Below are 21,608 nucleotides of genomic sequence, written 5' to 3' on the forward strand. Positions count from 1 at the left end.
TGCTACGGATGTCCCGATACGGTGGACGGCATGGAGTACGTCGAGTCCCTGCTGGAGCTGATCGGCAACACCCCGCTGGTCCGGCTCAACCGTTCCCTCGACCTGCCCGCCGACGGACCGTTGGTGCTGGCGAAGGTGGAGTACCTCAACCCCGGCGGTTCGGTGAAGGACCGGATCGCCACCCGGATGATCGAGGCCGCCGAGGCATCCGGCGCCCTGCAGCCCGGGGGCACGATCGTCGAGCCCACGTCCGGCAACACCGGTGTCGGACTGGCGATGGTGGCCCAGCAGAAGGGCTACAAGTGCATCTTCGTGTGCCCCGACAAGGTCAGTGAGGACAAGCGCAACGTCCTCAAGGCGTACGGCGCCGAAGTGGTCGTGTGCCCGACGGCCGTCGCGCCCGAGCACCCCGACTCCTACTACAACGTGTCCGACCGGCTGGCCAGCCAGCCGGGGGCGTGGAAGCCCGACCAGTACTCCAACCCGCACAACCCGCGCTCCCACTACGAGGAGACCGGCCCCGAGCTGTGGCGCCAGACGGAGGGGCGGATCACCCACTTCGTCGCGGGCGTCGGCACCGGCGGCACCATCTCCGGCATCGGCCGCTTCCTCAAGGAGCAGAACGCCGACGTCCAGGTCGTCGGCGCCGACCCGGCCGGGTCGGTCTACTCCGGCGGCACCGGCCGCCCCTACCTCGTCGAGGGCGTCGGTGAGGACTTCTGGCCCGAGACCTACGACCGCGGCGTGGCCGACCGGATCATCGAGGTCTCCGACGCAGACTCGTTCGCCTTCACCCGCCGCCTGGCCCGCGAGGAGCAGATGCTGGTCGGCGGCTCGTCCGGCATGGCCGCATACGCCGCCCGCCAGCTCGCGCAGGAGCTCGCCGCCGAGGGCAGGAACGACGCCGTCATCGTCGTGCTGCTGCCCGACTCCGGCCGCGGCTACCTCAGCAAGGTCTTCAACGACGACTGGCTGGCGCAGTACGGCTTCAGCACCGGCCAGCCGCGCCCGGCCCAGACGATCGGGGAGGTGCTGCGCAGCAAGTCCCAGGGCATGCCCGCCCTCGTCCACACGCACCCCAACGAGACCATCGCCGAGGCGGTCCAGATCCTCCAGGAGTACGGCGTCTCGCAGATGCCCGTCGTGCGGGCCGAGCCCCCGATCGTGGCGGCCGAGGTCGCCGGCTCGGTCTCCGAGCGTGCCCTGCTCGACGCGCTGTTCACCGGCAAGGCCAAGCTGACCGACTCCGTCGAGCAGCACATGTCGGCGGCCCTGCCGACGATCGGCTCCACGGAGGACGCGACGGCCGCCGTACCCCTGCTGGAGTCCGCGGACGCCGTGCTGGTCCACGAGGACGGCAAGCCGGTCGGGGTGCTCACCCGCCATGACCTGCTCAACTTCCTCGCGCGTGGCTGACGCAGCCGACCTGATCCGTGCGGCGACGCCGGAGGACGTCCCCGACGTCCTCCGGCTGATCCGTGCGCTCGCCGAGTACGAGCGCGAGCCGGACGCGGTGGAGACCACCGAGGAGGACCTGCACCGCTGGCTGTTCGGGCCCGACCCGGTCGCCAGCGTCCTGGTCGCAGAGGACGGCAGCCCGGCGACCACCGTCGTCGGGATGGCGCTGTGGTTCCGCACCTACTCGACCTGGACCGGCACCCCGGGGATCTACCTCGAGGACCTCTTCGTCCAGCCCGACCAGCGGGGCAGCGGCCTGGGCAAGGCGCTGCTCACCGCGCTCGCTCGGATCGCCGTCGAGCGCGGCTACCGCCGCGTCGAGTGGGCGGTGCTGGACTGGAACACCCCGTCGATCGAGTTCTACGAGTCCCTGGGTGCCCGCCCGATGCAGGAGTGGACGACCTACCGGCTGACCGGCCAGGCGCTGGCGGACCTGGGAGCCCAGTAGCGACAGGTGTGGTGGGCGGTGAAGCCCAGCGCCTCCCAGAACGCCCGCCCGCCGGGGTTGTCGGTCTCGACGTGCAGCCACGCCGTCATCGCCCCCTGCTCCGCTGCCCACCCCAGCAGCTCGCCGACCACGGCGGTCGCGAGGCCGCGGCGGCGGTGGGCCGGGTCGACGGTGACGGCGTGCAGGCCGACCCAGTCGCCGTCGACGGCGGCCTGCGCCTCCGCCACCGGGTCGCAGCCCGCGTCCACCGACGCGACGGCGCGCACCCCGTCGGCGGAGAGCTCGACCTCGTGCTTCGTCGTGCGGGGGAGGGCTCGCCGCAGCCGGGCCACCGACGCGAGCAGGAAGTCCGACTCGCCGTACTCCAGCCGCTGCCATCCCGCCCCCGCGAACGCATCCTCGACCGCCGAGTCCGCCTCGACCTGCACGAGCGGGTCGCGGCCCCGCTCGGTGTAGAACGCCTCGACGGCGGCCAGCGCCTCGGAGAAGGGGCGGCCGGGATCGCCGAGCGCCAGGCAGGAGTTGGCCCGCTTGAGCAGGCGGCCGACCGGCGCGCGGTCCGAGCGCAGCTCCCACTCGCCGAGCGGCTCGCGGTCGACGGTGGTCCACAGCCCGCCCGTGCGCGCCTCGGCGTCGCGGACGCCGACCCGCAGCCGTGCGGCGGGGCGCGGCGGGACCGGCTTGCCGGACACGATGTCGGCGATCTCGATCGTCACCGCGGCGCCCGTCTCCGGCTGCACGACGCACGCACCGTCGGCCCAGGACAGGCAGGTTCCGAGCACGTCGGTGAAGGCCGGACCACCGCTCGGCCCGGTCCGGCCCCGCAACAGCCGACGTACGACGACCCGCTGGCCCACCACGTGGGGGCCGAGCAGGTGCTGACCCGGTTCGTGTCCATTTTCCTGGGGTCCTGACGCGTCCGGCACGACGGGGATACTAGGCTGAGCCTCGACACGAAACACTTTCGTGTCGAGCATCCGCGCTCGTTGGTCTCAGGAGGAATCGATGACCTACGTCATCTCGCAGCCGTGCGTCGACGTCAAGGACCGTGCGTGCGTCGACGAGTGTCCCGTCGACTGCATCTACGAGGGCAAGCGGATGCTCTACATCCACCCCGACGAGTGCGTCGACTGTGGTGCCTGCGAGCCGGTCTGCCCGGTCGAGGCGATCTTCTACGAGGACGACGTCCCGGAGGAGTGGAAGGACTACTACGACGCCAACGTGAAGTTCTTCGACGACCTCGGTTCGCCCGGCGGTGCCGCCAAGATGGGTGAGATCGACAAGGACGCCGAGTTCATCGCTGCGCTCGAGCCGCAGAACCAGGACCACTGAACCGCCTTGGTGACGCTGGGTGCCGTCTCGGGCCGGCTGCCCGACTTCCCCTGGGACAAGCTGCCCCAGTACGCCGCGCAGGCGCGTGAGCACGCCGACGGGATCGTCGACCTGTCGATCGGTACGCCGGTCGACCCGACGCCCGAGGTCGCTCGCGCCGCGCTGACGGCGGCGGTCGACTCCCCGGGGTACCCGCTCACCATCGGCACGCCCGAGGTCCGGCAGTCGGTCGTCGACTGGCTCGCCGGCACCCACGGCGTCACCGGCCTGGGCCTCGACCAGGTCCTCCCGCTGATCGGCTCCAAGGAGTTCATCGCCTCGCTGCCGTCGTACCTCGGCCTCGGGCCGGGCGACCTGATCGGCTACCCGGCGCTGGCCTACCCGACCTATGAGGTCGGCGCCGCGCTGGTCGGCGCGAAGGCCGTCGCCACCGACGCGCTCACCACCTTCGGCCCTGAGACGCCGAAGCTGCTGTGGGTCAACTCGCCCTCGAACCCGTCCGGCCGGGTGCTCCCGGACGAGCACCTCAAGAAGGTCGTCGACTGGTGCCGCGAGCGCGGCGTGCTGCTCGTCTCCGACGAGTGCTACCTCGACTGCGTGTGGGAGGGCGAGGCCCGCTCCGTCCTCCACCCCGACATCTCCGGCGGCTCGGCCGAGGGCATCCTCGTCGTCCACTCGCTGTCGAAGCGCTCCAACCTCGCCGGCTACCGCTGCGCGTTCGTGGCCGGTGACCGCGACGTGATCGCCGAGCTGCTCGCGGTCCGCAAGAACATGGGCCTGATGATGCCCGCGCCCCAGCAGCACGCCATGGCGGCCGTCCTCGGCGACGAGGCGCACGTCAAGGAGCAACACGAGCGCTACCGCGCCCGTCGTACGACGCTCCGCGCGGCGCTCGAGGCGGCGGGCTACACGATCGACCACTCCGAGGCGTCGCTGTACCTGTGGACCACGAAGGGCCCCGACGGACCCGACTGCTGGCAGATGGTCGCCGACCTCGCTGCCCAGGGCATCCTGGTCGCGCCCGGCACCTTCTACGGCGCGGCCGGCTCCCACCACGTCCGGATCGCGCTGACCGCGACGGACGAGCGGATCGCCGCCGCGGCCGCGCGCCTCACGGCCTGAGGAAGGTCTAGGCGGGGATCGTCGCCAGCACCCCGAGCATGTGGTTCATCACCGCGAGGTGCTCGGCGGCCGGGCTGAACATCACCAGCTCGGCGTCCTCCTCGACCCGGACCGTGTGCCCGGCCGGCCAGTGCACGACCTCGCCGGCGCTGCAGGTCTCGGTCGAGCCGTCGCCGTACGTCACGACGACGCGCCCCCGCACCAGGTAGCCCCAGTGCGCGGCGAAGCACAGGCCGTCGTCGAGACCGGCGAGCAGCGGCGCGACGTCGACCCCTGCGGCGATGTGGAGGTGCTCGGCGGCGAGCGTGCCGTGGGCGGTGCCGAAGTCGCCGAGGTGACGGGCGGTGGCGCCGAGGGCGTTCATCTTGATCGGCAGGTCGCTGGTCTTCACGTGCATGGCGGTTCCTTCCTCGGGGAGCGGTTCACCCCTGAGGCGTGACAACCGGTGTCACAATGCGACATGGCCCCCGACGAGCTCGAGCGGCAGGCGCTCGAGCGGTACGCCGCGGGCGACCTCGAGGGTGCGGTCGCGGCCTGGGAGCAGCTGTACGACGTCCACCTGGCCGCCGGGGAGACGGTCCCCGCTGCCCGGGCCGGTGCCCTCGTCGCCCTCAACCTGCTCTGCGAGACCGGCCTGCTCGCGCCCGTGCGGGGCTGGGTCGCGCGGGTACGCCGCCTGCTCGGCGACGCCGCTCCTGGACCGGTGCACGCGCTGCTCGCGATCATCGGCACCTACGAGCGCTTCCTGTCCGGCGACCCGGACAGCGCCCTCGGACCGGCACGCGAGGCGGTCGCCCTGGGGGAGGAGTTCGGCGTCGACCCGGCCCGTGGGCTCGGTCGGGTCGCCCTGGCCCGGCTCGCGATCCACCGCGGCGACGTCGAGAAGGGGATCGACCTGCTCGACGAGCTGGCGGTCGACCTCTCGGCGGGTGCCTTCGACCCGCTCACCACCGGCAACGTCTACTGCGAGCTGATCTGCGCTGCGTTCTGGCTGGGCCGCCACGACCGGGCCCGGGAGTGGACCGACGTGATGGAGCGCTGGCGGCACGGCGCGGCGTTCGGCGCCACCCACGGTCGGTGCCGGGTGCACCGGGCGGAGCTGCTCCGGTTCTCCGGTCCGGCCGACGCCGCCGAGGAGGAGGCGCTGGCGGCGTGCACGGAGCTGCGACCGTGGCTGCGTCGCGAGTACGGCTGGCCGCTCGTCGAGCTCGGCAACATCCGGCTGCGTCGCGGCGATCTCGAGGGCGCCGAGGCCGCCTTCCGTGAGGCCCACGAGCACGCCTGGTCGCCGCAGCCCGGGCTGGCGCTGCTGCGGCTGGTCCGCGGCGACGTCGTCGACGCGGCGGCCATGGTCCGCGACGAGATCGCCCACCCGATGGACGTGCCGTGGAAGGAGCGCCCGCCGTTCGGCGACCTGCGGCTGGTGCCGTTGCTGGCCGCGCAGGCCGAGATCGCCGTGGCCGCCGACGATCGCGGAGCCGCCGAGCACGCCGCTGCCGAGCTGGAGCGGATCGTCGCCCGCTACCCGAGCGCCGCCCTGCACGCCGACGCCGCGCTCGCCCGCGCCCGGGCAGCCCTCGTCGGCACGGACCCCTCGCTGGCGGTCGGCCCCGCCCGCACCGCCGTCGTGGCGTGGGCGGACCTGGCCGCGCCGTACGACGCCGCGTGCGCGCGTCTCGTCCTCGGCCACGCCCACCGCGCGTGCGGTGACGACGACCTGGCTCGCCTCGAGTGGGAGGCTGCGGCCGCGGCCTTCGCTTCCTTCGGCGCCGTCGGCCGGGTCGCGGAGGCGGCGCACCTGCTGGGCGGTCGCGATCGGATCACGCCGACGGCCCGTCGCACGGCGACCCTGACGCGCGACGGCGACCGCTGGCGCCTCGGGTACGACGGCGTCGAGGCCTGGCTGCCCGACCTCAAGGGCGTGCAGCTGCTCGCCGTCCTGCTGGCCAGCCCGGGGCGGGAGGTCCACGCGCTCGACCTGTCCGGCGCGGGGGTGGTCGAGCCGGGGCTGCCCGTGCTGGACGACGAGGCACGGGCGTCGTACCGACGGCGGCTGGGGGAGGTCGAGGACGACCTGGCCGAGGCCGCGCGCGACCACGACGAAGCGCGGCGGCAGCTGGCCGAGCGGGACCGGGAGTACCTGCTCGCCGAGCTCGCCGGCGCGGTCGGGCTCGGCGGTCGGGCACGGCTCACCGGCGGCACCGCCGAGAGGGCGCGGACCAGTGTGACCCGGTCGCTGCGCTACGCGCTCGCGCGGGTCGCCGAGGTGCACCCCGAGCTCGGCGGACACCTGAGCCGGGCCGTGCGGACCGGCGCCTGCTGCAGCTACGTGCCGGACCCGGTCGTGCCGCTGACCTGGGAGGTGGTCACCTGAAGACGTCGATGTGCACCTGGCCGCGGTCGTCGGCCGCGTCGTTCGCGCGCCACCCCTCGCGGCCGGCGGTCCACACCATGCCGTCGAAGCTCACGGTGCGGACCTCGAGCCGCGCGGCGTTCGCGACCGTCCAGTGCGCGATCGCCCAGCCCCGCGCCATGCCCGCCCGGCCCTGCGCAGCGACGACGTCCACGCCGCGACCACTGGTGCGGTTCTCGCCGAAGCTCAGCCGCCCGAAGCGGGTCAGCAGCTCCTTGCGCACCGCGTCGGCCCGCGGCGTCAGCCCGGTCCCGGTGAGCTCGGCGTCGGCCGACGGGGCGCCCCCCGCGAGGTCGCAGCTGAACGTGGCGGGGGAGTGGCCGGACAGCGCGGAGGCCAGCGCGCGCCCGTCGGCCTCGTGGTCGGCGTACGCGTCGGGGAAGGCGGAGCGCTGCACCCTCTGGGCTGCGACCGTGATCTCCATGGTCTGGTAGCCGTCGACCTTCACCAGCGCGTCGTAGAACGCATTGGTCGCGTACTCCGGGTCCAGGATCTGCTTGCGGGTGCCCCAGCCCTGCGACGGGCGCTGCTGGAACAGGCCGAGCGAGTCGCGGTCCCCGTAGTCGATGTTCTGCAGCTTCGACTCCTGGTAGGCCGTCGCGAGCGCGATCGACGTCGCCCGGGCGGGCAGCCCGCGGCGTACGGCGATCGACGCGATCAGCGCCGCGTTCTCGGCCTGCTCGCCGCTGATGTCGACGGTGTGGCCGGCGACGGTGACCGTGCAGTCACCGCTCGGGCCGCCGACCAGCTCGTCAGTGGCCCGGAGCACGCCGATGCCGATCGCCACCACGGTCGCGAGGACCGTGACGGCGACGACGACGCCCCACACCCTGCGCTTCACGGGACCAGTGTGCGTGGGCGGTGGTGACGCGGAGGTGCGACGAGCAGCGCGCTCAGTTGGCGTGCAGCGCGGCGTTCAGGGCGATGCCCTCGCCCTGCCACGGAACGGCCTCGATCGTGCCGGAGACGGAGTTGCGGCGGAACAGCACGTTGCTGGCGCCGGACAGGTCGGCGGCCTTCACGACCCGGGCGTCCTTGCCGGGCTCGAGCACGGTGACCTTGGTGCCGGCGGTGACGTAGCAGCCCGCCTCGACGACGCAGTCGTCGCCGAGCGAGATGCCGATGCCGGCGTTGGCGCCGAGCAGGCAGCGCTGGCCGACCGAGATGACCTGCTTGCCGCCGCCGGACAGGGTGCCCATGATCGAGGCGCCGCCACCGATGTCGGAGCCGTCACCCACGACGACACCCGCCGAGATCCGGCCCTCGACCATCGAGGTGCCGAGCGTGCCGGCGTTGAAGTTCACGAAGCCCTCGTGCATGACGGTCGTGCCCGAGGCGAGGTGCGCGCCGAGGCGGACCCGGTCGGCGTCGGCGATCCGGACACCCGTCGGGATCACGTAGTCGACCAGGCGCGGGAACTTGTCGACGCCGTACACGGTGACGTGCTGGCCGGCAGCCTGCAGCCGCAGGCGGGTGAGCTCGAAGCCCTCGACCGCGCACGGGCCGGCGGAGGTCCACACCACGTTGGTCAGCAGGCCGAAGACGCCGTCGAGGTTCTGCCCGTGCGGCTGGACCAGCCGCGACGAGAGCAGGTGCAGGCGCAGCCACACGTCGACGGTGTCGGCGGGAGCGTCCGCGAGGTCGGCGATCTCGACCAGGTTGACCTTGCGGGTGACGCCGCGCGCCTCGTCGGCGCCCTCGAGCGCGACCAGCTCGGCGGGAGCCTGCGCGTCGGCGGGCTTCTCGCCCAGCGCGGGGGCGGGGAACCAGGTGTCGAGAACGGTCTGGTCGGCGGCGTAGGTCGTCAGGCCGAAGCCCCAAGCGGCAGTCACGTGAGGAGATTCTATGCGGCCCGGCGTGACTCCGGTTGCGCGGCTCAGCCCTCGGCGAGGATCGCCAGCTGGCGCCCCTGCGCAATCAGGCGGCCCTGCTCGTCCCACAGCTCGACGTCCTCGTCGTGGTAGCCCGCGATGACGTGGCGGGTGACGACGTGGCCCAGCGCCCACACCGTCTCGGGGCGCCGGCGGTAGTGGACGGTGAGCTGGATGGTGGCCGACGCGAGGTGCCCGATCTCGGCGGTCACCGGCGGGAACGCGTCGATCATCGCGCCGGCCAGCAGCGCGTCGACCGGGCGCTCGTCGACCGCGCGGATCCAGCACAGCGACTCGGTGACGCCGGTGGGCTCGCCGCGCAGCCAGCCGGCGACGACCGGGGCACGGTAGCTGTAGCGGTCGAGGATCGGCACCATCCCGGCCGGGATGAGCTCGCTCGCGTCGGCGCACTCCTCGGGAGGCGGTACGACGGGCGCGGCGTGCGGGGTGTGCTCGACAGACCCGGTCGCGTCCCAGTCGTGGGTGCTCACGACGGCGTGCGCGACCTCCTTGTCGCCCTGGACCAGCACGGCGTCGTACGTCGACACGCGGCGACCCTTGCGGACCTCGCGGACCCGGACGTCGGCCGGACCGGGGAGGGCCGGACGGAAGTAGGTGATCGAGATGCTCAGCGCGTCCGGGTGGGCCGACTCCTGGAGCACGGCGTGCTGCAGCAGCGCCAGCACGTAGCCGCCGTTCGGGGTCTGGTTGGCGGTGTTCCAGTCGGCGGTGACCTGGACCCGGTGCACGCCGTCGCCGAGGGGCTCGGACACGACGGCGTCGTCGAGGAGGTGGCTCACCTCTCCATCGTGCCGGAGCGCGGGGACAGCGACGACGTGGCAGTGGTCACGCCGGTCAGCTGCTGGTGACCCCGTCGATGCACTCGCGCAGCAGGTCGGCGTGCCCGCAGTGCCGCGCGTACTCCTCGACCATGTGCACGAGGACGTCGCGCACCGGTGTGGTCGCCCCGTCGCTGTTGTAGACGACGACCCGCGCCATGCCGGCGTCGTCCTGGGCGTCGAGCCACGCGTCGGCGCGCGCCACCTGGCGGCGCCACTCGGTGAAGGCCTCGTCGACGCACTCCTGGGTGCCGAGGGCACCGTTGAAGTCGAGGTCGTGGTCGGCCGGATCCTTGAACGGGCGGGCTTCGTCGAGGTTGCCCTGCAGCGCCCGCTGGAACCAGGCGTGCTCGACGAAGGCCAGGTGCCGGACCAGTCCGAGCAGGCTCATCGTGCTCGGCGGGACCGATCGGGTCGCCAGCTGCTCGGGGTCCAGCCCGGAGCAGGTCTGCTCCAGCGTCGAGCGGTAGTGGTCGAGGTAGTCGCGGTAGTTCGCCAGCTCGCCGGTCCGGTCGGTCATCGGGACCTCACTCGCCCGTCACACCGTCGATGCACTCGCGCAGCAGGTCGGCGTGCCCGCAGTGGCGGGCGTACTCCTCGACCATGTGCAGCAGGATGTCGCGGATGCTGGAGGTCTCGGTGCCCTGGCGGAAGGTCACCACCTGGCCCAGGCCCTCGTCGGTGAGCCGGTCCAGCCACGCGTCGGCCAGCGTGACCTGCTGGCGCCAGGCCGCCCAGGCCTCGGTCACGGCCGACTCGGTCGGCTCGACGACGGCGAACCCGGCGTCCCCGTCGTCGTACAGGCGCTCGCCCTCGACCTCGACCAGCGCCCGCTGGAACCAGAAGTGCTCGACCCGCGCCAGGTGCCGGACCATGCCCAGCAGGCTCATCGAGCTCGGCGGCACCGAGCGCGTCGCCAGCTGCTCCGGCGTCAGCCCGGCGCACTTGCGCTCGAGGGTCTCGCGGTAGTGGGTGAGGTAGTCGCGCAGGTTAGCCAGCTCGCCGGTCATGGACTCACCGTAGGCCCGCACGCAATCCGGTTTCCCGTACGGCGGCCGGTCGCCGTACGCTTGGGGCACAGCGTTCGAGCCGTCATCAGCGGCGAGCTCCGGGAAGAAAGCCACCACCAGCCGGTGGGGGCAACTAGAACCCGGCGGGCAGGCCCGTCACAGCCCTGAACGAGCGGTCGTTCCGAGCAGTCGGCGGGCGGCAAGCGAGGTGGTACCGCGGCAGACGTCGTCCTCGTGTCAGCAACGACGACGCAGGAGACCGAAACCCGATGACCTATCCGAAGGTCACCACCGACCCGACCGCCGGCCAGGGTGCCGTCCCGAGCTCGCCGCGGTTCCCCCGCATCGAGGAGGGCGTGCTCGCCTACTGGGCCGAGGACGACACCTTCCGCGCGAGCGTCGAGCAGCGCGACCCCGGCACCAATGGCGAGAACGAGTTCGTCTTCTACGACGGCCCGCCGTTCGCCAACGGCCTGCCGCACTACGGCCACCTGCTGACCGGGTACGTCAAGGACATCGTGCCGCGCTACCAGACGTTGCGCGGCAAGCGCGTCGAGCGCCGCTTCGGCTGGGACACCCACGGCCTGCCGGCCGAGCTCGAGGCGATGCGCCTCAACGGCATCAAGACCACCGACGAGATCGTCGAGATGGGCATCGACAAGTTCAACGACGCCTGTCGAGCGTCGGTGCTCAAGTACTCCGGCGAGTGGCGCGACTACGTCACCCGCCAGGCACGCTGGGTCGACTTCGACAACGACTACAAGACCATGAACCCCGAGTTCATGGAGTCGGTGCTGTGGGCCTTCAAGAGCCTCTTCGACAAGGGCCTGGTCTACGAGGGCTTCCGCGTCCTGCCCTACTGCTGGAACGACGAGACCCCGCTGTCCAACCACGAGCTGCGGATGGACGACGACGTCTACCAGATGCGGCAGGACCCGGCGGTCACCGTCGGCTTCGAGGTCACCACGCCCGGTGACTTCCAGGGCGCCAAGCTGCTGATCTGGACCACGACCCCGTGGACCCTGCCCAGCAACCTCGCGGTGATGGTCGGCTCCGACATCGACTACGTCGTCGCCGAGCACGACGGCGAGCGGTTCGTGCTGGCCGAGGCCCGGCTGGCGGCGTACGCCCGCGAGCTCGGCGACGAGCCCACGATCACCTGGCGGGGCAAGGGATCCGACCTGCTCGGGCTCGTCTACGCGCCGCCCTTCTCCTACTTCGCGGACCACGAGAACGCCTTCCGCGTCGTCGCCGCCGACGACGCGGTCACCACGACCGACGGTTCCGGCCTGGTGCACAGCGCCGGCGCGTTCGGTGAGGTCGACAAGGAGGTGACCGACCGCGAGGGCATCGAGCCGGTCATGCCGGTCGGCAAGGACGGCCGGTTCACCGCGCCCGTCACCGAGTACGCCGGGATGCTGGTCTTCGACGCCAACCCGCACATCATCGAGGACCTCAAGGCCCGCACCGGTGCGGTCACGCCCGGCACCGTGCTGCTGCGCCGCGAGACCTACGACCACTCGTACCCGCACTGCTGGCGCTGCCGCGAGCCCCTGATCTACAAGGGCGTCAGCAGCTGGTTCGTCGAGGTCACCGCCTTCAAGAAGCGGATGGCCGAGCTCAACCAGGAGATCCGCTGGGTCCCCGAGCACATCAAGGACGGCCAGTTCGGCAAGTGGGTCGACAACGCCCGCGACTGGTCGATCACCCGCAACCGGTTCTGGGGCTCGCCCGTTCCGGTGTGGAAGTCGGACGACGAGGCCTACCCCCGCATCGACGTCTACGGCTCCTTCGAGGAGATCGAGCGCGACTTCGGGCGGCTGCCGCTCAACGCGCAGGGCCAGCCCGACCTGCACCGGCCCTGGGTCGACGACCTGACCCGGCCCAACCCGGACGACCCGACCGGGCAGTCGACGATGCGCCGCGTCGCCGACGTCCTCGACGTGTGGTTCGACTCGGGCTCGATGAGCTTCGGGCAGGTGCACTACCCGTTCGAGAACAAGGAGTGGTTCGAGAACCACTTCCCGGCCGACTTCATCGTCGAGTACATCGGCCAGACCCGCGGCTGGTTCTACACGCTGCACATCCTGGCCACGGCGCTCTTCGACAAGCCGGCGTTCTCGTCGTGCATCAGCCACGGCATCGTGCTCGGCTCCGACGGCAACAAGATGTCGAAGTCGCTGCGCAACTACCCCGACGTCTCCGAGGTCTTCGACCGCGACGGCGCCGACGCGATGCGCTGGTTCCTGATGGCCTCGCCGATCCTGCGCGGCGGCAACCTGGTCGTCACCGAGCAGGGCATCCGCGACGCCGTGCGCCAGGTGATGATCCCGCTGTGGAACACGTGGTACTTCTTCGCGCTGTACGCCAACGCCGAGCAGTACACCGCCACCGGTCGCACCGACTCGACCGACCCGCTCGACCGCTACCTGCTGGCCAAGACCCGGCAGTACGTCGAGAAGCTCACCGGCGAGATGGACGCCTACGCCATCGCCGACGCCTGCGAGACCACCCGGTCCTTCCTCGACGTGCTGACCAACTGGTACGTCCGCCGCTCCCGTGAGCGGTTCTGGGAGGGCAAGCCGGAGGCGTTCGAGACCCTCGCCACCGTCCTCGACGTGGTCTGCCGCGCCATCGCGCCGCTGCTGCCGCTGACCACCGAGGAGATCTGGCGCGGCCTGACCGGCGGCCGCTCGGTGCACCTCGCCGACTGGCCCGACGTCTCGGCGCTGCCGTCCGATGACGCCCTGGTCGCGGCGATGGACGAGGTGCGCGAGGTCTGCTCGACGACGTCCGCGCTGCGCAAGGCCGCCAAGCTCCGCAACCGGCTGCCGCTGTCCGGCCTGACCGTCGTCGTGTCCGACCCGACCGCGCTGGAGCCGTTCGCCGCGATCGTCGCCGACGAGCTGAACCTCAAGTCGGTGCGGCTCGTGGGTGCGGACTCCGACGAGGCCGCCGGCTACGGCGTCGAGCAGAAGCTCTCCGTCAACGCCCGTGCCGCCGGCCCCCGCCTCGGCAAGGACGTCCAGCTCGCCATCAAGGGCTCGAAGTCCGGCGACTGGTCGGTCGACGCCTCCGGTGCCGTGGTCGCGGGCGGACTGGCCCTGGCCGAGGGCGAGTACACGCTCGAGACCGTCGCCGGCGCCGCCGCCGAGGGCACCGCCACCGGCATGCTGCCGGGCGGTGGCTTCGTCGTCCTCGACACGGTCGTCACCCCCGAGCTCGCCGAGGAGGGCCTGGCCCGCGACCTGGTCCGCGCCGTCCAGCAGGCGCGTCGCGATGCCGACTTCCAGGTCACCGACCGGATCGAGCTCGTGGTCTCCGGCCCGGCGCCGGTGCTCGCCGCGGCTCGCACCCACGAGGCGCTGATCGCGGGGGAGACCCTCGCGACGTCGTACACCGTGACCGAGGAGGCGCCCGCCGGCGCCACCGAGGTCGTCGTCGGCGACGGGGAGAAGGCGGCGATCGCGGTCGAGCTGGCCTGACCCCACGCTGACCCGGCACAAGCTGGCCCGCGAAACACGCCGACCCGGCACGAACTGGCCGCGAAAACACGCCGACCCGGCACGAACTGGCCCGTGCTCGGGCCACTTTCTGCCGGGTCGGCACAAGATGCGAGCCAGTTTGTGCCGGGTCGGCTCAGATCGTGGCCTCGCGGCACGAGGCACCGGACGGCGCGTGATGCCCGGCACGCTGGTTGACTGTCACCCGTGCCCGGCTCAACGATCCCGCTCGACCTGACCACCGACGTCGTCACCCTGACCCGCCAGCTGGTCGACATCGAGTCGGTCAGCCGCGACGAGCAGGAGATCGCCGACGCGGTCGAGGCCGCGCTGCAGGCGCTGCCGCACCTCACGGTCACCCGCCGCGGTCACACCGTCGTGGCGCGCACCGACCTCGGCCGCCCCAGCCGCGTCGTGATCGCCGGTCACCTCGACACGGTGCCGGTCAACGACAACTTCCCGAGCCGGTACGACGAGACAGCGGGCGTCCTGCACGGCCTCGGTACCTGCGACATGAAGGGTGGCGACGCCGTCATCCTCAGGCTCGCCGCCACCGTGGCCGAGCCGGTCCACGACGTGACGTACGTGCTCTACGAGGCCGAGGAGATCGAGTCGCTGCACAACGGCCTGCGGCTGCTGGGGGAGTCCGACCCCGACCTGCTCGAGGCCGACTTCGCGATCCTGATGGAGCCGTCCAACGCCGGCGTCGAGGCGGGCTGCCAGGGCACGTTGCGTGTCGAGGTCCGCACCCGCGGCGAGCGGGCCCACTCCGCGCGCAGCTGGCGCGGGGTCAACGCGATCCACGGGGCAGCCGAGATCCTCACCCGGCTCAACGCGTATGAGGCGCGGACGCCGGTCATCGACGGACTGGAGTACCACGAGGGCCTCAACGCCGTCGGCATCAAGGGCGGCGTCGCCGGCAACGTGATCCCCGACGAGTGCGTGGTCACGGTCAACTTCCGCTTCGCCCCCGACCGCTCCGAGGCCGAGGCGCTGGCCTTCGTCGAGGACTTCTTCGCCGGCTTCGAGATCACGCTGACCGACACCGCTCCCGGTGCGCTGCCCGGCCTGGAGCGGCCCGCTGCGAAGGCGTTCGTCGAGGCGGTCGGCGGACAGGTCGCCCCGAAGTTCGGCTGGACCGACGTCGCCCGGTTCACCGTCCTCGGCGTGCCGGCCGTCAACTACGGCCCCGGTGACCCGATGCTGGCCCACAAGCAGGACGAGCACGTCGAGGTTGCCCAGATCGTGCGCTGCGAGCAGCAGCTGCGGCAGTGGCTCACCAAGCCCCAGGAGGAGCAGGCATGACCAGGCGCAGCGGACCCGGACCTCGCCCGAGCGTGGGCCGACCCGAGGGATCCACCACCGACCAGCGGCTGCTCGACAGCACCGGGGACGCCGACTGGGTGCACACCGACCCCTGGCGGGTGCTGAAGATCCAGGCCGAGTTCGTCGAGGGCTTCAACGACCTCGCCGAGGTGGGCCCGGCGATCTCCGTGTTCGGCTCGGCGCGGATCCCGGCCACGCACCCGGCGTACGACATCGGGGTGCGGGTCGGCAGCGCTCTGGCGAAGGCCGGCTTCGCGGTCATCACGGGCGGCGGGCCCGGCGCGATGGAGGCCGCCAACAAGGGCGCGACGGAGGCCGGCGGCGAGAGCATCGGCCTCGGCATCGAGCTGCCCTGGGAGGCCAAGCTCAACGACTACGTCGGATTCGGGCTCAACTTCCGCTACTTCTTCGTGCGCAAGATGATGTTCGTGAAGTACAGCCAGGGCTACATCGTGCTGCCCGGCGGTCTCGGCACCCTCGATGAGCTGTTCGAGGCGATGACGCTCGCGCAGACCCTCAAGATCACCCAGTTCCCGATCGTCCTCATGGGCGTCGAGCACTGGCGGGGCCTGCTCGACTGGTTGCAGGGATCGATGCTCGAGGACGCCCGCATCAAGCAGTCGGACCTCGACATGCTCACCCTCACCGACGACGTCGACGAGGCCGTGGCGCTGATGGTCGCGGCCCGCGAGAAGCACGGCTGAGGTGTCGATGTCCCATCCGATGATGTGGGTGTTCGCCGTCCTCATCGTGCTCGCAATGGGCGGGGTCGCGCTCCTCGCCTCCGGGCGCGGGGAGCCGATGGCGCCGGCGTACGACGACCGGCCGGACGCCCTCGTCCCCGCCGCCCGCCCCGTGCGGGCCGAGGACCTGCGTCGGGTGCGCTTCTCGCTCGCGCTGCGCGGCTACCGGATGTCCGAGGTCGACCTGCTCCTCTCCCGGCTGGCTCGCGAGATGGAGGGCGACCGTCCTGACGTCGTGCCGGACGGTGGACCGGCCCCCGCCGGCCTGGTCCGCGTGGTCGCCGAGAAGTGGGCGGCCGACCACCCCGCTGGCACCGACATCCTCGACTTCTCCGCCGAGAGCGTCGACCAGGTGGAGTCCTCGCTCGACCAGTGGTCGCGTCGCCCCGGCCGCGGCGCCGCGGCCGACCAGGCCGACGTCTGGGCGGCCGGCGCCTACCTCGGTGAGGTCCTGGTCCGGGCCGTGCCCGGTGCCGCCTGGTCGACCGGCAGCGGGTCCGACGGCGTGCCGGTCGTGGCCCTGCCCTCCGGCCGGGTCGAGGACCCGATAGGCCGCGCCATGGCCCGTTTCGACGGCGACGAGCACGACAGCGTCATCGAGTTCGTGGACGCGGTGCTGGCAGCCGACACCTGACGAGCATCATCCCTCGACTGCGCGGCTGGTGGGGCATGGGGAATAATGATCCTGCGCACAGTCGGTGGCACAGGGCTCCGGCGGCTCGCAGAGTTAGTGGAAGAGGGGTGCCGCATGGCGGCGATGAAGCCTCGGACCGGCGACGGTCCGCTCGAGGTCACCAAGGAGGGTCGCGGCATCGTGATGCGCGTCCCGCTCGAAGGTGGTGGCCGGCTCGTGGTCGAGCTCAATGCTGAGGAGGCTGCCGCCCTCGGTGACGCGCTCCAGAATGTCATCGGCTGACGCAGGCCCGGTCCTGCCGGGTCAGGTCTCACCTCCCGAGTTCGCTGCGAGCGAGCTGCTCCCCGGCGCCATCAAGGGCGTTGACGTCGTCGCGCTCCCGGTGCTGCCGGGTGACGACGGAGGCCTGCTGCTCGGCCCGGGTGCCGCGGAGCTCGCCGACGAGCTCGGCCTGGACCTCGTCGGCATCGCCGAGGTGCACGGCCTGACCGGTGCCAGCGGTGAGGTGGCGCTCGTGCCCGTGCCGGAAGGTACGCCGGCCAACCCGGCCCTGCGCGTGGTCCTGCTGATCGGGGTGGGCGCCGCGCGCCCGATCGACCTGCGCCGTGCGGGCGCCGCGATGGCCAAGGCCGCGCGCGACCGCGCCGCCGTCGTCACCTCGATCCCGGCCGTCGCCGAGGACACCTCGCTCGACGACCCGATCGCGCTCGAGGCGTTCGTGGCCGGCACCATGCTCGGCTCGTTCGTCTTCCACTGGCGCTCGACCGGCCCCGAGCACCATCCCGTACGACGGGTGGTGCTGTCCGCCGCCGGCACCGACCGTGCCGCCCTGGAGCGTGCCGTCGCCCTCGGAGGCGCCGGCTGGCGCTCCCGGCTGCTGGCGACCGTGCCGTCGAACCTGAAGAACCCCGCCTGGCTGGCCACGCAGGCCGAGGAGATCGCCGAGGCGAGCGGGCTCGACGTACGCATCTGGGACGAGGGTGACCTCGCCCGCGACGGCTTCGGCGGCATCCTCGCCGTCGGCGCCGCCTCCGCGACGCCGCCGCGCCTGATCCGCCTCGACTACACGCCGGCCGGGGTCTCGGCCCGTGCGGCGAAGAAGCTCCCGGTCGTCGTCCTCGTCGGCAAGGGCATCACCTTCGACACCGGCGGCCTGTCGATCAAGCCCGCCGCCTCGATGGGCTCGATGAAGCGCGACATGACCGGCGGTGCCGTGGTCCTGGCGACCATGGCCGCCCTCGCCGACGTCGACTGCCCGGTCCGCGTGATCGGTCTGGTCGCCGCCGCCGAGAACGCCATCTCCGGCAGCGCGCTGCGCCCCGGCGACGTGATCACCCACCTCGGCGGTCGCACCACCGAGGTCGGCAACACCGACGCCGAGGGCCGCCTGGTCCTCGCCGACGCCCTGGCGTACGCCGTCGCCGAGCTCGACCCCGCCGTCGTCGTCGACGTCGCCACCCTGACCGGTGCGGTGAAGGTCGCGCTCGGCCAGCAGGTCGGTGGCCTGTTCGCCAACGACGACGCCCTCGCCGCTGCGCTCGACGCGGCCGGCGCCCGGGCCGGGGAGCCGCTGTGGCGCTTCCCGCTCTACCGCGGCTACGAGGACAAGCTCGCCTCGAAGGTCGCCGACGCGTCCAACGACCCCGGCGGTCCCGGTGCGATCACGGCCGCGCTGTTCCTGCAGCCGTTCGTCGGCGACGTGCCGTGGGCGCACCTCGACATCGCCTCGGTCGGCGACGTGGAGAAGGAGTGGCACGAGTGGACCGTCGGTCCCTCGGGCTTCGGCTCCCGGCTGCTGCTGTCCTGGCTCGGTTCGCCCGACCCGGTGGCGGGGATCGGCGCCTGAGCCAGGCTGATGCGCACGCTCAGGTCACGATGACCTGCGGCTCCCCGGAGCTCGCTGCCTGCCGGGCACGTTGCTCCGCGCGCCGGTCGACGAAGGCGGTCGCCTGCTCGTCGAGCGCCGCGAGGAAGGTGCCCAGCTCCTCGCGTGCCTGCTCGCCGACGGGGCCGAGCCCGGAGCGGGCGAAGACGTCCCAGTGGCGCAGTACGGGCATGATCACCTCGTCGTGGTGCAGGCGCAGGTCGTAGATGCCCGCCTTGGCGATCATCATCGAGCTGCGGCGGAACCCGGCCATCGTGGCGCCCGGCATCTCGAAGCCGATCACCTCGTCGGCGATCGCGCGCATGGTCTCGTCGGGCGCGATGTCCAGCGCCGCCGCGACGATGTTGCGGTAGAAGATCATGTGCAGGTTCTCGTCCTTGGCGATCCGCGCGAGCAGGGTGTCCGCGATCGGATCGCCGGTGGCCTTGCCGGTGTTGCGGTGCGAGACCCGGGTGGCGAGCTCCTGGAACGAGACGTAGGCGACCGCCTCGAGCGCGGTCTTGTCGCCTGAGTCGTAGCCGGTGGTCATGTAGTCCATCCGCGCCCGCTCGAGCTCGACCGGGTCCACGCCGCGCGTCACGACGAGGTAGTCGCGCAGGGCGATGCCGTGCCGGTTCTCCTCCGCGGTCCACCGCCCGACCCAGGTGCCCCAGGCGCCGTCCCGGCCGAAACGGGTGGCGATCTCGCGGTGGTACGACGGCAGGTTGTCCTCGGTCAGGAGGTTGGTGAACATCGCCGCCTTGGCGACCTCCGAGAGCTCGGACTGCTCGGGGGCGTAGTCCTCGCCGCCGAGCATCGCGAAGTCACGACCACGACTCCACGGGATGTAGTCGTGCGGGTGCCACTCCTGCGCGATCGCGAGGTGCCGGTCGAGGTTGGCCGCCACGACGGGCTCGAGCTCCTCGAGGAGGTGTCGCGGCACGGTGGTCTCGGTGCTGGTCATGGCGCACTCGTTTCTCCTGGCCGGCTCGGGGGCCGAGGCTCACCCCCTTCCTACCACTCGGCCCACTGCCCCGCGAGGGGCGAGCAGGGCGGTGGCCGGTCAGTCCGCTTCCGGGACCCACTCCTTCTTGGCGACCAGCAGACCGTCACCGACGGGCAGCAGTGCGGGGACCAGGCCGTCGGTGGCCGCGACCTGCTGCACGAGCTCGCGGATCGCGGCCGTCTCGTCGTCGCGCTGGGCCGGGTCGGCGACGCGGTCGTGCCACAGGGCGTTGTCGAACGCGACCACACCGCCGGGGCGGAGCAGGCGCAGCGCCTCGGACAGGTAGGCGCCGTACTCCCGCTTGTCGCCGTCGGCGAACACGATGTCGTAGTGGCCGTCGGTCAGCCGGGGGAGGACGTCGAGCGCGGAGCCCGCGATCGTGCGGACCCGCTGCGGCGCGACGCCGGCGTCCTTGAACGACTCCTTGGCCAGGCGCTGGTGCTCGGCCTCCACGTCGACCGTGGTCAGCACGCCGTCGGGGCGCATGCCCCGCAGCAGCCAGACGCCGGAGACGCCGGTGCCGGTGCCGATCTCGACCACCGCGCGCGCCTCGAGGGCCGCGGCGAGGAAGCGCAGGGTGGCTCCGGTGCCGGCGCCGATCGGGGTCACGCCGACCTCCTCGGCGCGCGTGCGCGCCGCGGCGAGGACGTCGTCCTCCGCGACATAGGTGTCGGCGAAGGTCCAGCTGGCAGCGTTGATCGGTGTCGGGGCCACGGGCTCACCCTAGTGTGGAGCAGGCCCGGGACCGTGGACCGTCGCCGGGAACACCCGATCGTTGCCGATCGTTGTTGGCCAATGATGGGGGAGTTCACAGGGAACGCTCAGTTCCCACCCCTACGGTGAGAGGAGCCAGGCCACTTGGCACTGATCCAGCGGAAGAAGGCCACCATGAAGGAGCCCGTCGATCCCCATCCCCAGCCCACCGGGCAGGGGCGGTCCGACCTGGACTGGGGAACCATCGTCGAGGAGCACTCCGACCGCGTCTACCGCCTGGCGCTGCGCCTGACCGGCAACCGCCACGACGCGGAGGACCTCACCCAGGAGGTCTTCGTGCGCGTCTTCCGCTCGCTGCACACCTACACCCCCGGCACGTTCGAGGGCTGGCTGCACCGGATCACCACGAACCTGTTCCTCGACCAGGCCCGCCGCAAGCAGCGGATCCGCTTCGACGCGCTCTCCGACGAGCGCGCCGCCCGGCTCGCGAGCGCCTCGCCCGCGCCCGACCTGGCGTACACCGACCAGATGTTCGACGACGACGTCGCCGCCGCGCTGGCCTCCCTGCCCCCGGACTTCCGCGCCGCCGTCGTGCTGTGCGACATCGAGGGCCTCAGCTACGAGGAGATCGCCGAGATCCTCGGTGCCAAGCTCGGCACCGTCCGCTCCCGGATCCACCGCGGTCGCGCCCTGCTGCGCTCCGCGCTCGCCCACCGTGCCCCTGCGGCCGGCCGCACCCGGTACGCCGGGCCCGCGCCGCTCGCCGTCGGCGGGGGAGTCGCGACGTGATCGGCCACCTCGGCAACCGGGTGAGCGCGCTCCTCGACGGACAGCTCTCGGCTCGGGACACCGAGGAGGCGTGGGCCCACGTCTACGCCTGCCACGCGTGCCGTGACCTCGTCGAGCGCGAGGGCTGGGTCAAGACCCGGCTCGCCGGGCTGTGCGGCGCCGAGCGCGGCGCGTCCTCCGACCTCAAGGGCTCCCTCCTCAGCATGCCGCCCGGTGAGGCGCTGCTGGGCCCGGAGCGGCACGCTCCGCACCGTCGTACGACGGGCGCGGTGATGATCGGCGGCAGCGCCATCGGCGCGGCCATGCTCGGCGTGCTCGCGCTCGGGTTCGCGCCGGGATCCACCCCGCCCGCCGACCGTCGACCCCCGGCCACGCAGATCAACACGACCGTGCCGTCGCCCTCGGGCCCGACCGGGACGGGCGGGACGTCGGGGACTGCCCGGACCCCTGTGCGCGGACCGTTCGTCACCGTGCCGCTGCGCCGGATGCTCCCGTAGCCAGCCTGCGTCCCTGCCGCGGGTCGGTGTGGTGCGATC

The 21,608-nt window shown here is 72.3% G+C and carries 22 protein-coding genes; 13 read left to right on the forward strand and 9 right to left on the reverse strand.

Annotated elements, in window-relative coordinates; all coding sequences use genetic code 11:
* Positions 1 to 30 precede the first annotated feature (30 nt).
* Positions 31 to 1,416 (forward strand): cystathionine beta-synthase, encoded by a 1,386-nt coding sequence (locus tag ACZYRU_RS07675; protein WP_488956492.1) that lies wholly within the window; start codon positions 31 to 33, stop codon positions 1,414 to 1,416.
* The gene (locus tag ACZYRU_RS07680; RefSeq protein ID WP_488956493.1) at positions 1,409 to 1,906 is read left to right on the forward strand and encodes a GNAT family N-acetyltransferase; all 498 of its coding nucleotides are present in this window, start codon (positions 1,409 to 1,411) and stop codon (positions 1,904 to 1,906) included. The genes ACZYRU_RS07675 and ACZYRU_RS07680 overlap by 8 nt, the downstream gene beginning before the upstream one ends.
* Here the strand turns inward: ACZYRU_RS07680 and ACZYRU_RS07685 are convergent.
* Entirely contained in the window at positions 1,861 to 2,832 is a 972-nt protein-coding gene (locus ACZYRU_RS07685) for a GNAT family N-acetyltransferase (RefSeq protein ID WP_488956494.1), read from the reverse strand. The two genes, ACZYRU_RS07680 and ACZYRU_RS07685, sit on opposite strands and share 46 nt — an antisense overlap.
* A gap of 79 nt (positions 2,833 to 2,911) precedes the next feature.
* Here ACZYRU_RS07685 and fdxA point away from each other — a divergent pair, with 79 nt between their 5' ends.
* On the forward strand, positions 2,912 to 3,238 hold the full coding sequence (gene fdxA / locus ACZYRU_RS07690; RefSeq protein WP_141797961.1) for a ferredoxin: 327 nt from the start codon (positions 2,912 to 2,914) through the stop codon (positions 3,236 to 3,238).
* Between the two features lie 9 nt (positions 3,239 to 3,247).
* A complete protein-coding gene (gene dapC, locus ACZYRU_RS07695) occupies positions 3,248 to 4,360 on the forward strand; it encodes a succinyldiaminopimelate transaminase (RefSeq protein WP_488956495.1) in 1,113 nt (370 codons plus the stop codon).
* Between the two features lie 7 nt (positions 4,361 to 4,367).
* Here the strand turns inward: dapC and ACZYRU_RS07700 are convergent, their stop codons facing one another.
* Positions 4,368 to 4,757 carry a cupin domain-containing protein gene (locus ACZYRU_RS07700; protein WP_488956496.1) on the reverse strand — a complete coding sequence of 130 codons (390 nt, stop codon included), beginning with the start codon at positions 4,755 to 4,757 and terminating at the stop codon, positions 4,368 to 4,370.
* A gap of 63 nt (positions 4,758 to 4,820) precedes the next feature.
* On the opposite strand from ACZYRU_RS07700, the gene ACZYRU_RS07705 reads away from it, so the two are divergent.
* Positions 4,821 to 6,734, forward strand: a complete 1,914-nt coding sequence (locus tag ACZYRU_RS07705) for a hypothetical protein (protein WP_488956497.1) — start codon at positions 4,821 to 4,823, stop codon at positions 6,732 to 6,734.
* Here the strand turns inward: ACZYRU_RS07705 and ACZYRU_RS07710 are convergent.
* Genes ACZYRU_RS07710 through ACZYRU_RS07730 form a run of 5 tightly spaced genes read right to left on the reverse strand, consistent with a single transcriptional unit; the run spans position 6,727 to position 10,493 of the window.
* Entirely contained in the window at positions 6,727 to 7,614 is an 888-nt protein-coding gene (locus ACZYRU_RS07710) for a VldE C-terminal domain-containing protein (RefSeq protein WP_488956498.1), read from the reverse strand. The two genes, ACZYRU_RS07705 and ACZYRU_RS07710, sit on opposite strands and share 8 nt — an antisense overlap.
* Before the next feature lie 52 nt (positions 7,615 to 7,666).
* Positions 7,667 to 8,605 (reverse strand): 2,3,4,5-tetrahydropyridine-2,6-dicarboxylate N-succinyltransferase, encoded by a 939-nt coding sequence (dapD, locus tag ACZYRU_RS07715; protein WP_488956499.1) that lies wholly within the window; start codon positions 8,603 to 8,605, stop codon positions 7,667 to 7,669.
* A gap of 44 nt (positions 8,606 to 8,649) precedes the next feature.
* Positions 8,650 to 9,444 (reverse strand): acyl-CoA thioesterase, encoded by a 795-nt coding sequence (locus tag ACZYRU_RS07720; RefSeq protein WP_488956500.1) that lies wholly within the window; start codon positions 9,442 to 9,444, stop codon positions 8,650 to 8,652.
* Positions 9,445 to 9,499: 55 nt separating this feature from the next.
* Positions 9,500 to 10,003, reverse strand: coding sequence for a DinB family protein (locus tag ACZYRU_RS07725; RefSeq protein WP_488956501.1), 504 nt, complete (start codon positions 10,001 to 10,003; stop codon positions 9,500 to 9,502).
* Positions 10,004 to 10,010: 7 nt separating this feature from the next.
* Positions 10,011 to 10,493 carry a DinB family protein gene (locus tag ACZYRU_RS07730; protein WP_488956502.1) on the reverse strand — a complete coding sequence of 161 codons (483 nt, stop codon included), beginning with the start codon at positions 10,491 to 10,493 and terminating at the stop codon, positions 10,011 to 10,013.
* Between the two features lie 269 nt (positions 10,494 to 10,762).
* Between ACZYRU_RS07730 and ileS the strand changes: the two genes are divergently transcribed.
* From ileS to ACZYRU_RS07760, 6 genes are all read left to right on the forward strand, one after another.
* On the forward strand, positions 10,763 to 13,978 hold the full coding sequence (gene ileS, locus ACZYRU_RS07735) for an isoleucine--tRNA ligase (RefSeq protein WP_488956503.1): 3,216 nt from the start codon (positions 10,763 to 10,765) through the stop codon (positions 13,976 to 13,978).
* A gap of 225 nt (positions 13,979 to 14,203) precedes the next feature.
* Positions 14,204 to 15,301 carry a succinyl-diaminopimelate desuccinylase gene (gene dapE / locus ACZYRU_RS07740; RefSeq protein WP_488956504.1) on the forward strand — a complete coding sequence of 366 codons (1,098 nt, stop codon included), beginning with the start codon at positions 14,204 to 14,206 and terminating at the stop codon, positions 15,299 to 15,301.
* Entirely contained in the window at positions 15,298 to 16,026 is a 729-nt protein-coding gene (locus tag ACZYRU_RS07745; protein WP_488956505.1) for an LOG family protein, read from the forward strand. Before dapE ends, ACZYRU_RS07745 begins: the two co-directional genes overlap by 4 nt.
* 7 nt (positions 16,027 to 16,033) lie before the next feature.
* Positions 16,034 to 16,699 (forward strand): DivIVA domain-containing protein, encoded by a 666-nt coding sequence (locus ACZYRU_RS07750; protein ID WP_488956506.1) that lies wholly within the window; start codon positions 16,034 to 16,036, stop codon positions 16,697 to 16,699.
* A 114-nt stretch (positions 16,700 to 16,813) separates the two neighbouring features.
* Positions 16,814 to 16,981 (forward strand): DUF3117 domain-containing protein, encoded by a 168-nt coding sequence (locus ACZYRU_RS07755; RefSeq protein WP_141797973.1) that lies wholly within the window; start codon positions 16,814 to 16,816, stop codon positions 16,979 to 16,981.
* A complete protein-coding gene (locus ACZYRU_RS07760) occupies positions 16,968 to 18,545 on the forward strand; it encodes a leucyl aminopeptidase family protein (RefSeq protein WP_488956507.1) in 1,578 nt (525 codons plus the stop codon). Before ACZYRU_RS07755 ends, ACZYRU_RS07760 begins: the two co-directional genes overlap by 14 nt.
* 19 nt (positions 18,546 to 18,564) lie before the next feature.
* On the opposite strand, the gene ACZYRU_RS07765 is transcribed toward ACZYRU_RS07760, so the two are convergent.
* Together ACZYRU_RS07765 and ACZYRU_RS07770 are read right to left on the reverse strand one after the other, a co-directional pair.
* Positions 18,565 to 19,527 carry an acyl-ACP desaturase gene (locus ACZYRU_RS07765; RefSeq protein ID WP_488956508.1) on the reverse strand — a complete coding sequence of 321 codons (963 nt, stop codon included), beginning with the start codon at positions 19,525 to 19,527 and terminating at the stop codon, positions 18,565 to 18,567.
* Between the two features lie 99 nt (positions 19,528 to 19,626).
* Entirely contained in the window at positions 19,627 to 20,283 is a 657-nt protein-coding gene (locus ACZYRU_RS07770; RefSeq protein WP_488956509.1) for an O-methyltransferase, read from the reverse strand.
* Positions 20,284 to 20,457: 174 nt separating this feature from the next.
* Between ACZYRU_RS07770 and sigE the strand changes: the two genes are divergently transcribed.
* Positions 20,458 to 21,072 (forward strand): RNA polymerase sigma factor SigE, encoded by a 615-nt coding sequence (sigE, locus tag ACZYRU_RS07775; RefSeq protein ID WP_488956510.1) that lies wholly within the window; start codon positions 20,458 to 20,460, stop codon positions 21,070 to 21,072.
* Positions 21,069 to 21,569 (forward strand): anti-sigma factor, encoded by a 501-nt coding sequence (locus ACZYRU_RS07780; RefSeq protein WP_488956511.1) that lies wholly within the window; start codon positions 21,069 to 21,071, stop codon positions 21,567 to 21,569. Before sigE ends, ACZYRU_RS07780 begins: the two co-directional genes overlap by 4 nt.
* Positions 21,570 to 21,608 lie beyond the last annotated feature (39 nt).

It is taken from the genome of Nocardioides sp. F233 (genome assembly GCF_057813895.1).

Bases quoted from the DNA above. Each gene is read 5' to 3' on its own strand.
- ACZYRU_RS07675 (WP_488956492.1), top strand. From the start codon at position 31: ATGGAGTACGTCGAGTCCCTGCTGGAGCTGATCGGCAACACCCCGCTG.
- fdxA (WP_141797961.1), top strand. From the start codon at position 2,912: ATGACCTACGTCATCTCGCAGCCGTGCGTCGACGTCAAGGACCGTGCG.
- ACZYRU_RS07700 (WP_488956496.1), bottom strand. From the start codon at position 4,757: ATGCACGTGAAGACCAGCGACCTGCCGATCAAGATGAACGCCCTCGGC.
- ACZYRU_RS07705 (WP_488956497.1), top strand. From the start codon at position 4,821: ATGGCCCCCGACGAGCTCGAGCGGCAGGCGCTCGAGCGGTACGCCGCG.
- ACZYRU_RS07725 (WP_488956501.1), bottom strand. From the start codon at position 10,003: ATGACCGACCGGACCGGCGAGCTGGCGAACTACCGCGACTACCTCGAC.
- ACZYRU_RS07730 (WP_488956502.1), bottom strand. From the start codon at position 10,493: ATGACCGGCGAGCTGGCTAACCTGCGCGACTACCTCACCCACTACCGC.
- ileS (WP_488956503.1), top strand. From the start codon at position 10,763: ATGACCTATCCGAAGGTCACCACCGACCCGACCGCCGGCCAGGGTGCC.
- ACZYRU_RS07745 (WP_488956505.1), top strand. From the start codon at position 15,298: ATGACCAGGCGCAGCGGACCCGGACCTCGCCCGAGCGTGGGCCGACCC.
- ACZYRU_RS07750 (WP_488956506.1), top strand. From the start codon at position 16,034: ATGTCCCATCCGATGATGTGGGTGTTCGCCGTCCTCATCGTGCTCGCA.
- ACZYRU_RS07755 (WP_141797973.1), top strand. From the start codon at position 16,814: ATGGCGGCGATGAAGCCTCGGACCGGCGACGGTCCGCTCGAGGTCACC.
- ACZYRU_RS07760 (WP_488956507.1), top strand. From the start codon at position 16,968: ATGTCATCGGCTGACGCAGGCCCGGTCCTGCCGGGTCAGGTCTCACCT.
- ACZYRU_RS07765 (WP_488956508.1), bottom strand. From the start codon at position 19,527: ATGACCAGCACCGAGACCACCGTGCCGCGACACCTCCTCGAGGAGCTC.
- sigE (WP_488956510.1), top strand. From the start codon at position 20,458: ATGAAGGAGCCCGTCGATCCCCATCCCCAGCCCACCGGGCAGGGGCGG.